Raw genomic sequence first — 13,947 nt, forward strand, 5'->3', positions numbered from 1 at the left:
ACTACTTATAATTAGGAGTAACTAAAACGGTTTGTTCAGTTGGTAACGTTATATTTTCTTTCATTTTCCAACTGCCATCTATTGGCTCAATAAATACTGAGTAGGCGCCTTGTGTATACTCATTAAGTAATGCAGTAAATTCCTGATTGGCATTAGGAGTAAGTGTTGCTTCAAAGTCATGCGCTTTAATGGTGCGATGGTAAAACGAGAGCTTTAATACATGCACGTTACTGCTGTCGCCTTTTGTAAACTTAAAGCTTACACGCTCGTTGGTTACATTCAATTCGCCATGTAAATAAAGTGCTTTTGCTTTTTCAAACTTAGTCAGTTCTAAGTTTATTGCTTTACCTTTTTTGTAGTAGTCGTCAACAACCATATCTGGACCGTTACCTATTGCCGTAATAAATAAGCTAATACAGCCAATAATGGCAACTAACGGAAAAAAGATTAAAAACCAAGGCCAAAAATTTTTATACCACGGAGTAGGTTGCATAGTGTCTCTAAAATTAGTTTAGGAAGCGTTATTTTATAGGAATTATACGTAAAAGACTAAAAAAAAGCCTCACAGTGGAGGCTTTTTTGATCTGGATTAATCTATTGAATTAAATAAATTAATTTATAAACATTTTATTAACCGCGTGCTTATTTATCTTGCGATAAACTGTAAACATAGGCAGTTAATAAGTGAATCTTATCTTCACCTAAAATGTCTTTCCATGCAGGCATTACACCGGCACGGCCGTGGTTAAGAGTTTCTTCAACAGCACGTTGAGAACCACCATATAACCAAATGTTATCAGTCAGGTTAGGCGCGCCAAATGGTAGGTTATGTGCAACCGACCCTTTACCGTCAGCACCATGACATGCGGCACACATTGCAAACTTAGCGGCACCTGCGTCTGCGTCTTTTTGGTTAACAGTACGCCCAGAAAGGCTCAGCACATGTGCTGTCATTTCTTTAACGCCTTGTTCGCCAAGAGCAGGACCCCAAGCTGGCATTGCTGCAATACGACCATAAAGAAGTGTTTCTTTAATTTTGTCAGGTGTTCCGCCATATAACCAATCTTTATCAGTTAGGTTAGGGAAGCCAGTACCACCACGTGCATCAGAGCCATGGCATTGCGCGCAGTTTTGTGAGAATAAACGCTGACCAATTTCAATGGCGACTTGGCCATCTGTTTGCTCATGTTTATTATCATTATCAAGTGCTATTTGCTGCGCTGCATCACCTTCAAATTTAGAACTAACTAAATCTAAAACGGGTACTTGTGCAAGTTTATTAAAAATAGGACCAAAGCGCTCTTCTGCAGCTTCGTACTCTTTATCAAGTTTTACAAAGCGACCATCCGCTTTTGCCTCTGCAACTGCTTTTTTAGATTCAGCTAAAGACGTAATACCTTGATTAGAACTAGTCCATTTACCAAAACCTTCCCAGTTACCTAAACCTGGGAAAGCTGCAAGGTAATATACCGACCAAGCAAAAGTTGCGAAAAACATGTAAGTCCACCATTTTGGTAGTGGATTATTTAGCTCTTCAATACCGTCAAATTCATGTCCACAGCTTTCACCTTCTTCTACGCCTGCATAGTTTTTTAAGTTCCAAACTAATAAGCCAAAGATGATGCATAAGCATGCAAGGGTTAATACAATAACCCAAATACTCCAAAAGCTAGTCATTTTTCAGACTCCTTTTCCTCGTTAGAGAGCGTGTTGTCATGTTTTTTTTCATCTTCAAAAATGGCATTAGCTGCGCTGTCGAAACGAGTTTTGCTTCGCTTGCTATATGCCCATGCAACAATCACAATAAACAATACTAAAATTACCAGAGTCAAAATACCTCTGTATGTTCCGTAATCCATAATTTTTTACTTCAAGTGGGTACCAAGTTGCTGTAAATACGCGATGAGAGCTTGGATTTCTGTTGCGCCTTTGCCATCATTCATAGCATTAACTTTATCAACATCTGCTTGAAGCTCTGCATCATCGCCATAACCTAAACCCGGATGTTTTGGGTTTTCTGGGTTAATAGCAAAAGTATCACGGAAAAGTTGTAGTTTTTTCAGAGTAAGGCTTGTATCAACCGTATTCTCTGCTAACCAAGGAAAGCCTGGCATGTTTGACTCAGGAACCACAGCACGTGGATCAACTAAGTGAGCATAATGCCAATCGTCCGAGTAGCGCTTACCAACACGAGCCAAGTCAGGACCAGTACGTTTAGAACCCCATAAAAACGGATGATCCCATACTGATTCGCCTGCTACAGAGTAGTGACCATAACGCTCAACTTCATCACGAAAAGGACGAATCATTTGTGAGTGACAGTTAGAACAACCTTCACGCACGTAAAGGTCGCGGCCTTCCATTTCTAAAGCGTTAAGAGGGCGTAAACCCTCCACTGGTTTAGTTGTATCGTCTTGAAACATTAGCGGAGTGATCTCAACTAACGCGCCAAAGCTAATAGCAAAAACAGTCAGAATAGCCATAAGGCCAACGTTCTTTTCTACTATTTCATGTTTGTTTTGTGAATTTTTCTTGCTCATCATCTCACTCCGTTATGCTAATTGTGCTTGCGCGTCTAGTTTCAGAGATTCTTTCTCAGCTGAAATAGTGCGGTAAACGTTATAAGCCATAACTAACATACCCGTTACGATGAATACACCGCCTACAAAGCGCATGATATAGAAAGGATGCGACGCTTCTAAAGACTGCACAAAGCTGTACATTAATGTACCGTCAGCATTTACTGCACGCCACATTAGACCTTGCATTACACCTGAAATCCACATTGCAACAATGTATAAAACAACACCTACAGTGTGTAACCAGAAGTGGGTATTAACCAATTTAACGCTATACATACGACCTTGCGCGAATAACGCAGGAATTAAGTGGTAAATAGCACCAATTGAAATCATAGCAACCCAACCTAGTGCACCTGAGTGTACGTGGCCGATTGTCCAATCTGTGTAGTGAGATAACGCATTTACAGATTTAATTGCCATCATTGGACCTTCAAACGTAGACATACCGTAGAAAGACAACGAAACAACTAAGAAGCGTAGTACTGGATCAGTACGTAGTTTATGCCACGCGCCAGATAGCGTCATAATACCGTTAATCATACCACCCCAAGACGGTACGAATAGGATAATAGACATAACCATACCTAAACTTTGCGTCCAATCAGGAAGCGCTGTGTAGTGAAGGTGATGAGGACCAGCCCAGATATATAATGAAATTAGAGCCCAAAAGTGAACTACCGATAAACGGTATGAGTACACTGGACGACCTGCTTGTTTAGGTACAAAGTAATACATCATACCCAAGAAACCAGCAGTAAGTAGGAAACCTACAGCGTTATGACCGTACCACCACTGAACCATAGCATCTACCGCACCAGCGTAGATTGAATATGATTTAGTTAACGATACAGGCACTGCCATGCTGTTTACAATGTGTAGTACTGCAACAGTAATAATAAAGCCAGCATAGAACCAGTTAGCAACATAAATGTGCGACACTTTACGCTTGATTAAAGTACCAAAGAATACAATAGCGTAAACAATCCAAACCACAGCGATTAAAATATCGATTGGCCATTCAAGTTCTGCGTATTCTTTTGAGCTAGTAATACCAAGTGGTAATGTAATTACTGCTAATACAATAACTAGCTGCCAGCCCCAAAAAGAAAAGGCGGCGAGTTTGTCTGAGAAAAGACGCGTTTGACAAGTACGTTGTACGACGTAATAAGACGTCGCAAAAAGTGCACTGGTACCAAATGCGAAAATTACTGCGTTCGTGTGTAACGGACGTAGTCGAGAGTAAGTTAACCATGGTGTATCAAAGTTAAGTGCTGGCCAAGCTAATTGGGCAGCAATCAGAACCCCAATACTCATGCCAACGATGCCCCAAATCACTGTCATAATAGCGAATTGGCGTACAACCTTATAGTTATACTCAGTTTGTGATGCTACTGTTTGGCTCATTTTCTGGCTTCCGCTGCAATAAATGCGTTTAGAAATGAATTACCCACCTTTAAAAGTGGGGCCTACTATTTTCTCAAGCGTGTTATCTAAAACTTTCAATACATGAAAGCTTCAGAAAAAAAACTTGAGAAACCCTTATTTTTTGCGGGTGAAATGATAAATTTTTTGGCCTAAAAAAGATAGGTCAATTACATAAAATTATGACATCAATCAATGTTTGTGAGCTTGTTGTTTATTTTTTGATACAGTTTGTGCCTAATTTGGCTTAATAGTAACACTCGCACTTGTTATTTGCAGTCGCGATTATTAGTATTTGTTTTTCTTTAGTGCGAAATTGTTATGCTTATATATAGATTAAGTTTATTCACGGCGGTATTTTTTTTATTAACAGCATGTGATTTTTCCAAAAATACAGATGAAAAGTTTCTAGAAAATGCCACATGCACAGCCAATTTGCCTTGTACTTTTTCAAATGATGTTAAAGTATGGTTAAGCGAGAAAACCCTTTCTCCCGAAACTCCATTTACTATTTTTAGTGATTTGCCAACAAACCTTACAATTGAAGATGCTAAGCTTAAAGGCATTACTATGTATATGGGTTACATTCCTCAGCAATTTAAAAAACATAATGGCCTGTGGCAGAGTAATACCATGGTTGGCATTTGTTCTGAGCAAAATATGCTCTGGAATTTAGAGCTAACAGTCAAAGATAATACAACCTCTTTAATACAAACACTAAATTACTCTTTTTATGTAACGTATTAGGCTTAATACCTAACTTTCATGCAATCCATTTACCATTAGCAATTTGCATTGTTATCCATACGATTATTTAAGCGAGAAGATCACTAAAACTGCTATTTGAATCAAGTAGCCAATATAAGTTTTTATAATATGAAACTAATTCAATAAAGACACAGTTTTAATTGTGGCTGAACAAAAAGTCTAATCAAAAAAACCGCAAAGTAGTCAGATAAAGCTATTTAAGCACCAAACATGCGTAAATTCGGTTAGTAATTAACATTTAGTTTTGCGGTTTTAATAATTTGCTGTGATTAACTTGTTAATTTATCTGAATTTGGTACACAATTCGATTAATTACATTGAATTACAAAGTTGACCAGTTTGGTTTCAACTGTGTTATTTAAGTATCTTAAATTGTTTATGCTATTGATATTTAAATGTATTTATTCGTTAACAATGAAACAAGTTGTAACGTATGTCCCCAAAAGAGTTGTTCTATTTTGTTGATTGATAAAAAACGTACTGGCGTTAAGTTTTCGTTCAGTTAAAAGCGCCTAAGTTGCCCATCTGACTCACTATTCTTATAACAAGTGAGCATTACCAATAAAGGTAAACTTCAACAAGTAGGGTTCTTTCATGAAAAAATCAACTCTTGGCTTAGCTGTAATTGCAGCAATACCAATGTTCTCAAGTGTGCAAGTTTTAGCGGCTGACGAAGCAGCTACATCAATTGAAAAAATTCAGGTGACGGGCTCTCGTATTAACCGTACTGATATGGAAACAGCAAGCCCAATCACAGTTATCGGTGATGACTTCATTGCAAAAAGTGGTTTCACATCTGTTGCTGACATACTTTCTACTCAGCCATCAGCTGCTGGTATTAGCTTAGGCGCTTCAAGTAATAATGGTTCTGGCGGTTCAGCAACAGTAAACTTACGTGGTATGGGTTCACAACGTACGTTAGTACTCCTAAACGGTCGTCGTATGGTTTCTTCAGGTACCGGCGCAGATTCTTCTGTTGATTTAAATACCATTCCTGTAGCAATGATCAAATCTATCGAAATCTTAAAAGACGGCGCGTCTGCAGTATATGGCTCTGATGCTATTGCTGGTGTTGTTAACATCATAACAAAGAAAGATTTTGAAGGTTCAGAGCTAAACGTTGAAGGCAGCCGCACTACAAAAGGTGATGGCAATAACTACGGTGTTAGTTTATTACACGGAATGAATATTGCCGATGGCAACTTAGTTGTTGGTGCTCAATACTCAAACCGTGGTGAAGTAATTCAGTCGGATCGTCGTTTTGTAGAGCCTGGCGAGTCTTCATTTATCCCTGAAGGAACACTGGGCGGCAGAACTTACCAGGGTAATGGTGTTTTTGCAGATAGAACTACTTCATACGACTTCACAACATCAAGCTATGCTCAAACACCTAATGAGCTATACAGCTTATTTACTAGTTTTGACAAAGAGCTAGACTCAGACACTACATTTAATGTTGATTTGATGTATACACGTCGTGAATCTAATCAACAACTTGCACCACAACCAGCAAGTATTGATTTAAGTACTTCTAGCTTGGATTCAACTTACACAGATAGCTTCCGTGACGCAGATACAGGCGATCTTGCTGACTCTTTAGAGTACAGAAGAAGAATGGTTGATGCTGGTCCTCGTATTTATGAGCAAGAAACTGACACTTACCGTGTATCTGTTGCATTACAAGGTTTATTAGATAACGATGCAAGCTGGGATGTAAGTGCAACTTACGGTCGTAATGACTCAAAAGATAAAGTTCAAAACTCAATTAATGCAAGTCGAGTTGAAGAAAGCATTTATGCAAACCAAGCTCTTTGGTTCAGCGGTGATTCTTTAGATCGTAGCTTATTAACATCTAACGATTCAATTTATACTGAGTCAAACGAAGGTGGTAACGAGCAATTTATTCTTTCAGCTGGTTATAGCGCAGTAACAGAAAGTGATATTGGTTACGCAATCGGTGTAGAAAACCGCTTTGAAAGTGGTTACTACACACCAGATCTAATTACTCAGCTTGGTGAGAGCACAGCTGCACAACAAGATCCAACTGAAGGTGATTTCTCAGTACAGTCTATCTACTTTGAAACATCTATGCCGGTATTAGAGACTGTTACCCTTGAAGGTGCTGCTCGCTACGATAACTACTCTACCTTTGGTGGCGAAACAACGTGGAAACTTGGTGCAACGTGGAATGTAACTGAAGAGTTTATGGTTCGTTCTGTATTAGCTACTGGCTTTAGAGCACCAAACGTATCAGAACTGTTTGGTGGTAACTCAGGTTCGTACGATTACCTAGCTGATCCATGGGGCAACGAACAAGATGCTCAAATACTTGTAAACTACACAAGTGATAACGATCTTAAAGCCGAAGAAAGTCGCTCTTTCACTTTTGGTATGGTTTGGGAAGTAGCTGACGGTTTATCAACAACTCTAGATTACTGGAAGTTTGATATTACTAATGCGATTACTCGCTTAGATGTTCAAAACGAAATGAATAGCTGTTTTGCAGGTGACTCAGAATCATGTTCATCAGTAAACATTACACAATCTGGTGACTTATCTAACCTAAGTTCAGCACTTACTAACGTAGGTTCTCAAGAAACGTCAGGTGTTGATTGGAATATTAGCTACTCTGCAGATAACTACCGTATAAACCTTGATACAACTTATTTAATTAAGTTTGAAGAAGATGACATTAATTACACAGGTACTATTGATGGCAACATCGGTGGTTACTCTAAAATAAAGTCTAACCTTTCAGTTAATTACGATCTAACTGATTCATTAAATATCCTTTATAACGCAAGATTCCTTCGTGGAATGGATGGTGACTACTACGGTGAAAACTTTAGTACTGACAACGTTATTTACCACGATATTTCAATGAGCTACAACTTGAATGATGCATTACGATTTACTGGTGGCATGAACAACATTTTCGATAAAGAGCCTGAGAAAGTATTAGGTGGTAACGATATGGGTACTGTTCCAGAAGTTTATGATGTAATTGGTTCACGTGTTTTTGCAAGTGTAAACTACAAGTTTTAACTAGCACATTAATCGTATTAAGGCTCAGTATTTACTGAGCCTTTTTTATTGAACAAAACAAAGGAGACAAGTACACTAAAACGATATTTTAGAAGGAGAACTGATTGTTAAAACAAGATGAAAACTTATCTTTTGTCATTGAACCAGAGCTAACTCCTCGTTCTGAACAGCGCATAGATCTGTATTTTTCTATCCCTAATGAAATGGGGATTAATCCGCAAACGCTTACCGAAGAATCTTACTTTAATAACCACTTTAAATCGCATTTAGCCTACAATGCTAACAATATACACTTGCCATTAGTACGAAGCCGTTTTGTTAGTAAAAACAAAGGTGAGCAGCAAGATTACCGTCAAAACCTTAATTTATTTTGTTACCAAGTGCGTTTAGCCCTTGATGCCGACATTAAAGACGCGTTAAAAATTGATGAAGCAGAAGACTTTTATAAACGCGCTAACGAAGTATATGAACAAAGTGAAGGACTTTTAAAAAAGCTGCGTCGCTACACGCCAGATGACGAAAAACTACTTCCATTTTTTACCAATGCTGATAACTATTTAAGTTGGCATGTCGAGCAATCATTTTTAAAGCTTTTAGATGAAGGCCCACGTAGTAGCGATTATGCAAAAGAGCGTAACGATTTACTGCAGTTTTGTAAAAACGAAAATACGTACCGAGCAGAGAAAAGCTACAATTCTGAAACCACCATGCAAGACGCAAATCGAATAACAAATAAAATGCGTTTGTTACAACGTTTAATTGAGCATGGCGTTATATTACAGCGCCAAACGCGTTTTCTTAACAGCTACCTTAAACGATTAGTTAAAGGCACTGTAACAGCTGTTATCATGGCATTTGTGATGGTTGTGATACTTAATGCCCGCTCAACGTTTACTGAAGTCACCGCGACGCTTATTTTAATTTTGGGGGTCATTTACGGATTACGTGAAATATTTAAAGAAGACATTACACGTATGATCTGGCGAGCTATTGTACAAGGGCGACCTAAGTGGCGATTTAGTTTTAAAAATAGTATTACCAAAGACAAAATAGCGAGTCAGCTAATTTGGCTTGAATACACACGCTTTAAAAAAATACCTAAAGAAGTTAGATCTATTTTTTCAAAGCGTCGTCAGCAAAATAAACAAGCCGCGCAGTGGTTACACTTTGCAAGTGAGACACGTGTTAGTGCAAAAGAATTTTTACCCGGTTACGATACACTGCAACAAACACTGCAATTTAGTCTTGCACCATTTGCGCGTTATTTAAAGCGTGGTGAAGGGAAGTTATATCATTTAGATAGTAATAAAATTTCTAAGCAGGCGGTTGAACGGCGCTATCAACTTAACATGGTGCTTGTGCTAACTGAGGAAGATAGAACACTCTACCAACGCTATAAAATAACGTTAAATCGTAGTAAAATCGTTAATATTGAGCTTATCTACTCCAAAAAATGAATTTTAGTAATTAAAAAAGGGACTGATAAAATCAGTCCCTTTTTTAAATTTATTTATTAGCTAAACCATGTTTACTATATAAAGTTACTTTGTTTGATACTAGCGTGATCTCGATATTTTTTGCTTCGTCGCCCCACACACAATTAGTATGCAGTGTTTTTTCAACACAATTATCTGCACTTCCCAAAATGGTTTCAACTTCAGTCTTGTCCATACCTACTTTGATTTTTTCGTAACTCTCAAGACTTACTTTAGAACAAGCCGCAAGGCTTAGTGTAGCTGCGATGATAAGGAGTTTTTTCATTGTTATATCCTACTTAGTATTAATGTTTGAATTTTCTGATTTGGACGATCATGCCCATTCGTGGGTGGTCAAAGTAATGTACTTCACCACTTATTACACGTCTAAACTGAGAAAAGCGGGCTGACTCTATATCGCCATTTTCTATTTTTTGGCTAATATCAAAATTAGCTGTAATGTATAAATAATGTCGTAAGTGTATTTTAAATAAACCGTCTAGTTCCCATTCTGCTTTTGATTGGTTTGGGTCGTTAAATAGTTCAGGTTGTGAGTTTAATAAACTTACAAAATCAGGATTTGAATAGCTAGGGGTTACGTTGGAATCACTTTTAAGGTGTTTACCTGCTATTAAATGCATACTTGGAGCACGCGATTTACTTGCGCCTTCAAAGCGCCAGCCAGTATGTAGAATAGGTGTTAATCCTTTGCGATCTAGCTGTCGGTACTGCGCTTTAAATTGCAGTTGTTCTGGCGCTAATAAATAAGTTTGCTGCATATCATCTTTAGCGGGTGCTAGAGGTGTTATAGGTAGCTCATCGTAGCTTTGTAGGTAGTTTGTACTGTCACCGCATACACCCGATTGTGGGTTTGAATTAACTAATGAGTCGGTAAAAGAGCGTTTTTGAAAACGCTCATCACCATCTATACATGCTTGCATTGCTTGCTCTGTATAAAGAGGTGTCATTAAATCTAGAGAGTTTTTATCCTCAATAGCTTTGTGCTTAAGTGTAAAATCTTCTTGCAAATACGGAGCAGGGCGCTGCTTAAATACAAGCACCTCAACCTCAAACCAGCGTTCTGCAAATGCAGTGCTGCTAAACAAGCAGCATAAAATAACTAGCGATTTTTTTAGCAACATTAATGGCTAACCTTTTTTTCGAAATCTGCAATCATTGCAGTGACCATTTTTAAGCGTTCGCGAGCGTTAGCTTCACTAATTGCAAAGCGCAGTTTATTTGCGCCATCCATTTTGTACACCTTAGGCGCACTTTGTATCAAACCAATGATGAAGCTAGGGTTAACCTTAGTATCTTGGCTAAACTCAAAGTAACCACCTTTTGGATTTGCCTCAATTTTTGTTATCCCTAAATTACTTGCCTGCATTTTTAATAATTGTAGGCTAAATAGGTTTTTAGCGGCATCAGGCAGTAAACCAAAGCGGTCTATAAGTTCTACCTGTAGTTCATCCATATCATCAAGGTTAGCACAACTAGCAACTCGCTTGTACATACCTAGGCGTGCATTAACATCGTGTATGTAATCATCAGGTAATAGTGCAGCCAGTTTTAAATCTACTTCGGTTTGTTTTTTAAGTAGATTTTCAAGCGTTGGCTCTTTTCCTTCACGTAGCGCATTTACGGCTTGCTCAAGCATTTCCATGTACAAACTAAAGCCGATTGTTTGCATTTGACCTGATTGATCGTCGCCAAGTAACTCACCGGCGCCACGAATTTCTAAATCGTGTGTAGCGAGAGCAAAACCCGCGCCTAAATCTTCCAACGATTCGATTGCTTGTAAGCGTTTACTCGCGTCTTTAGAGAGTGCTTTAGGGTCACCTGTGAGTAAATAGGCATACGCTTGATGATGGCTTCGACCAACTCGTCCACGTAATTGGTGTAATTGCGCAAGGCCAAGTTTATCTGCTCTATCCATAATAATGGTATTGGCTGTTGGTACATCAATACCGGTCTCAATAATCGTGGTACATACCAGCACGTTGTATTTTTGATGATAAAAGTCAGTCATTATTTGCTCAAGCTCTTGCTCGCGCATTTGACCATGGGCTGAGGTGACGCTTGCTTCAGGCACCCATTCACTAATTTCTTGCGCAACACGGTCAATAGTTTCCACATTGTTATGCAAAAAGTAAACTTGGCCACCACGTTTAATTTCACGTAGTACAGCTTCGCGTATTAGTTCTACATCGCGTTGGCGTACAAAGGTTTTTACCGCTAAACGTTTAGCCGGTGGCGTTGCGATTATTGATAAATCGCGCATGCCGCTCATGGCCATGTTAAGTGTACGCGGTATTGGCGTTGCAGTTAGTGTGAGTATGTCTACATCGGCACGCAGGGCTTTAATTTTCTCTTTTTGACGAACACCAAAGCGATGCTCTTCATCAACAATGAGTAAGCCTAAATCGTTAAATTTAATGTCATGCTGAATAAGTTTATGTGTGCCAATAACTATATCGAGCTTACCGTTTGCCATTTTTTCAAGCGTGTCTTTTTGCTCTTTAGTGGAGTTAAAGCGCGAAAGTACACCAACTTCAATAGGAAAATCAGCAAAACGATCTTTAAAGTTTTCATAGTGCTGCTGAGCCAGCAAGGTGGTAGGCACTAAAATTGCCACTTGTTTATCATCGTTAACCGCTACAAAAGCAGCGCGCATGGCCACTTCTGTTTTACCAAAGCCTACGTCACCACACACTAAGCGGTCCATGGCTTGCTTTGATTGCATATCACCTAACACCGCTTCTATGGCGTTGCGCTGATCGTCAGTTTCTTCAAACGGGAAGCTATCGCTAAATTGGCGATATGCAGGGGCGTCTAGAGTAAACTTATTACCGGGTTTTGCTTGGCGCTGTGCATAAATGTCGAGTAATTCTGCTGCTACATCGCGAACTTTTTCAGCCGCACGTTTTTTTGCTTTTTCCCATGCATCTGAGCCAAGCTTATGCAGCGGGGCGCTGGCTTCTTCACCGCCAGAGTAACGACTCAGCATATGCAATGCAGACACTGGCACGTAAAGTTTAGCTTCACTTGCGTAAGTAATCGTAACAAACTCAGTAATTACACCTGCAGCATCAATTGTTTGCAAACCTTGGTAACGCCCAACACCATGATCGAGATGCACAACAGGTTGGCCTTCTTTGAGCTCAGCTAAATTACGGATTAGCGCATCTTGGCTGGCTTCGTACTTGTGCTTGCGGCGTCTGCGTTGAGATACTTTTATACCTAGCAGTTCTTGCTCGGTAATAATAGAAAGGCTGGGCTTAGTACCAAGTACTACACTTTGTTCAAGCGGACTTACTATTAAACCTACATCACTCGCGCTTTTTGTAAATTGTTCGAGTGTTTCAAATTCTTTAAATTTTAAACCGCTTGGTTTTAGAATGCTCAGTAATGATTCACGACGACCATCGGATTCAACACTGAGTAATATGCGGCCTTTTTTCTTTTTTTGCTCTGCTACATAATTTATAAACGCGGCATAAGGTTCATGCTGCTTATGATCAATTCGAATAGCAGGCAGCTCGCTAACGCTTAAGTTTTTATTGCCCGCTTTAGTACCAAGCTTTGCAAGAGATAAACGAATACGTGCAAAATTGCCTAAATTAGAAAACAGCTCTTCAATAGGCTGATAAAGCGCATTGGGTTCAAGTAATGGACGAAGTGGGTCAACTCTGCGGTTCTCATAGCGTACATTTACATCGTGCCAAAAGTTATCTGCCGCGTGCTCTAAATCACCCAGCTGCATAACAGTTGTTGTATCTGGCAAGTAGTCAAAAATAGTCGCTAGCTTTTCAAAAAACAACGGCATGTAGTATTCGATACCAGCAGGCCAGTTACCTTTGCTTACTTGCATGTATACAGAGTCTTGCTGCGAGCTTGCACCAAATTTTTCGCGGTAGCTTATTCTAAAACGTTCAATATCAGCGTCGTTAGTAGGAAATTCATGCGCTGGAAGTAGCTCAATTTTATCTACTTTTTCATCAGAACGCTGCGTTTCTACATCAAATAAGCGAATTGTATCGAGTTCGTCATCAAAAAAGTCGAGTCTAAATGGGTGCGGGCTACCCATTGGGTATAAGTCAACGATAGAGCCGCGTATAGCGTATTCGCCGTGCTCCATTACTTGTTGAACATTTAAATAACCAGCTTGCTCTAAGTTGTCACGAAAGTTATGTGTGTCTAGTTTGTCGCCCACTTTAAAGTTTATTGTTGAACCGTAAATAAACGAGGCCGGGGCTGTGCGCAACATTAAGGTAGATACAGGCACAATTAACACACTTTGTTGTTCTTTTTTTAAGGTGTTTAAAGTGGCTAAACGGGCTGAAATAATATCTTGATGGGGAGAAAAGTGATCGTATGGCAGAGTTTCCCAATCAGGAAATACCATTACTGGGTTATCGGGTAATAAATATTCTAATTCTGTTTCAAGGCGTAGTGCGCTTGGTGTATCAGGCGTAACAATCAAGACTAAGTTGTCTTGTTGTTTAACGCCTTCAGCAATGGCAATACTTAAACCACTTCCGCTTAGCTGGCCCCATTGAATTTTATCTTTTTGAGATTTTACCCAAGGCAAGGCTGCCCATTGCTCAAACGCCATTTATTACTCCATTTATAGTTGGCTCTTAGCAAGTAAGAGC

11 protein-coding genes are annotated in these 13,947 nt (G+C 39.2%); 3 read left to right on the forward strand and 8 right to left on the reverse strand.

The window, feature by feature from the left end; genetic code table 11:
* Position 1: 1 nt before the first annotated feature.
* The 5 genes from I6E82_RS14915 to ccoN all read right to left on the reverse strand — a co-directional run bounded on the left by I6E82_RS14915 (position 2) and on the right by ccoN (position 3,986).
* Positions 2-493, reverse strand: a complete 492-nt coding sequence (locus I6E82_RS14915) for a FixH family protein (protein ID WP_010554059.1) — start codon at positions 491-493, stop codon at positions 2-4.
* A 149-nt stretch (positions 494-642) separates the two neighbouring features.
* On the reverse strand, positions 643-1,677 hold the full coding sequence (ccoP, locus tag I6E82_RS14920) for a cytochrome-c oxidase, cbb3-type subunit III (protein ID WP_024590464.1): 1,035 nt from the start codon (positions 1,675-1,677) through the stop codon (positions 643-645).
* On the reverse strand, positions 1,674-1,859 hold the full coding sequence (locus I6E82_RS14925) for a cbb3-type cytochrome oxidase subunit 3 (protein WP_010554061.1): 186 nt from the start codon (positions 1,857-1,859) through the stop codon (positions 1,674-1,676). The genes ccoP and I6E82_RS14925 overlap by 4 nt, the downstream gene beginning before the upstream one ends.
* A gap of 6 nt (positions 1,860-1,865) precedes the next feature.
* Positions 1,866-2,540, reverse strand: a complete 675-nt coding sequence (gene ccoO, locus I6E82_RS14930; protein WP_010554062.1) for a cytochrome-c oxidase, cbb3-type subunit II — start codon at positions 2,538-2,540, stop codon at positions 1,866-1,868.
* Positions 2,541-2,552: 12 nt separating this feature from the next.
* Positions 2,553-3,986, reverse strand: coding sequence for a cytochrome-c oxidase, cbb3-type subunit I (ccoN, locus tag I6E82_RS14935; protein WP_007585649.1), 1,434 nt, complete (start codon positions 3,984-3,986; stop codon positions 2,553-2,555).
* A 339-nt stretch (positions 3,987-4,325) separates the two neighbouring features.
* On the opposite strand from ccoN, the gene I6E82_RS14940 reads away from it, so the two are divergent.
* The 3 genes from I6E82_RS14940 to I6E82_RS14950 all read left to right on the forward strand — a co-directional run bounded on the left by I6E82_RS14940 (position 4,326) and on the right by I6E82_RS14950 (position 9,274).
* Positions 4,326-4,751 (forward strand): hypothetical protein, encoded by a 426-nt coding sequence (locus I6E82_RS14940; RefSeq protein ID WP_007585651.1) that lies wholly within the window; start codon positions 4,326-4,328, stop codon positions 4,749-4,751.
* A gap of 615 nt (positions 4,752-5,366) precedes the next feature.
* Entirely contained in the window at positions 5,367-7,817 is a 2,451-nt protein-coding gene (locus tag I6E82_RS14945; RefSeq protein WP_007585660.1) for a TonB-dependent receptor, read from the forward strand.
* Positions 7,818-7,921: 104 nt separating this feature from the next.
* Positions 7,922-9,274, forward strand: a complete 1,353-nt coding sequence (locus I6E82_RS14950) for a hypothetical protein (RefSeq protein WP_007585662.1) — start codon at positions 7,922-7,924, stop codon at positions 9,272-9,274.
* 49 nt (positions 9,275-9,323) lie between these two features.
* Here I6E82_RS14950 and I6E82_RS14955 read toward each other — a convergent pair whose 3' ends face one another.
* The 3 genes from I6E82_RS14955 to mfd are packed head-to-tail and all read right to left on the reverse strand — an operon-like array spanning position 9,324 to position 13,907.
* Positions 9,324-9,578, reverse strand: a complete 255-nt coding sequence (locus tag I6E82_RS14955; RefSeq protein WP_007585664.1) for a hypothetical protein — start codon at positions 9,576-9,578, stop codon at positions 9,324-9,326.
* A 19-nt stretch (positions 9,579-9,597) separates the two neighbouring features.
* Positions 9,598-10,434: a peptidoglycan binding protein CsiV gene (locus I6E82_RS14960; protein ID WP_197118201.1), complete on the reverse strand. Its 837-nt coding sequence runs from the start codon at positions 10,432-10,434 to the stop codon at positions 9,598-9,600.
* Positions 10,434-13,907: a transcription-repair coupling factor gene (mfd, locus tag I6E82_RS14965; RefSeq protein ID WP_007585668.1), complete on the reverse strand. Its 3,474-nt coding sequence runs from the start codon at positions 13,905-13,907 to the stop codon at positions 10,434-10,436. The genes I6E82_RS14960 and mfd overlap by 1 nt, the downstream gene beginning before the upstream one ends.
* Positions 13,908-13,947: the final 40 nt, after the last annotated feature.

It is taken from the genome of Pseudoalteromonas sp. NZS11, assembly GCF_015864765.1.
In the GTDB taxonomy this organism is placed as follows: domain Bacteria; phylum Pseudomonadota; class Gammaproteobacteria; order Enterobacterales; family Alteromonadaceae; genus Pseudoalteromonas; species Pseudoalteromonas arctica.

Coding starts and splice junctions, on each gene's coding strand:
- ccoO (WP_010554062.1), bottom strand. CDS start 2,540: ATGAGCAAGAAAAATTCACAAAACAAACATGAAATAGTAGAAAAGAAC.
- I6E82_RS14945 (WP_007585660.1), top strand. CDS start 5,367: ATGAAAAAATCAACTCTTGGCTTAGCTGTAATTGCAGCAATACCAATG.
- I6E82_RS14955 (WP_007585664.1), bottom strand. CDS start 9,578: ATGAAAAAACTCCTTATCATCGCAGCTACACTAAGCCTTGCGGCTTGT.
- mfd (WP_007585668.1), bottom strand. CDS start 13,907: ATGGCGTTTGAGCAATGGGCAGCCTTGCCTTGGGTAAAATCTCAAAAA.
- I6E82_RS14925 (WP_010554061.1), bottom strand. CDS start 1,859: ATGGATTACGGAACATACAGAGGTATTTTGACTCTGGTAATTTTAGTA.
- ccoN (WP_007585649.1), bottom strand. CDS start 3,986: ATGAGCCAAACAGTAGCATCACAAACTGAGTATAACTATAAGGTTGTA.
- I6E82_RS14960 (WP_197118201.1), bottom strand. CDS start 10,434: ATGTTGCTAAAAAAATCGCTAGTTATTTTATGCTGCTTGTTTAGCAGC.
- ccoP (WP_024590464.1), bottom strand. CDS start 1,677: ATGACTAGCTTTTGGAGTATTTGGGTTATTGTATTAACCCTTGCATGC.
- I6E82_RS14915 (WP_010554059.1), bottom strand. CDS start 493: ATGCAACCTACTCCGTGGTATAAAAATTTTTGGCCTTGGTTTTTAATC.
- I6E82_RS14940 (WP_007585651.1), top strand. CDS start 4,326: ATGCTTATATATAGATTAAGTTTATTCACGGCGGTATTTTTTTTATTA.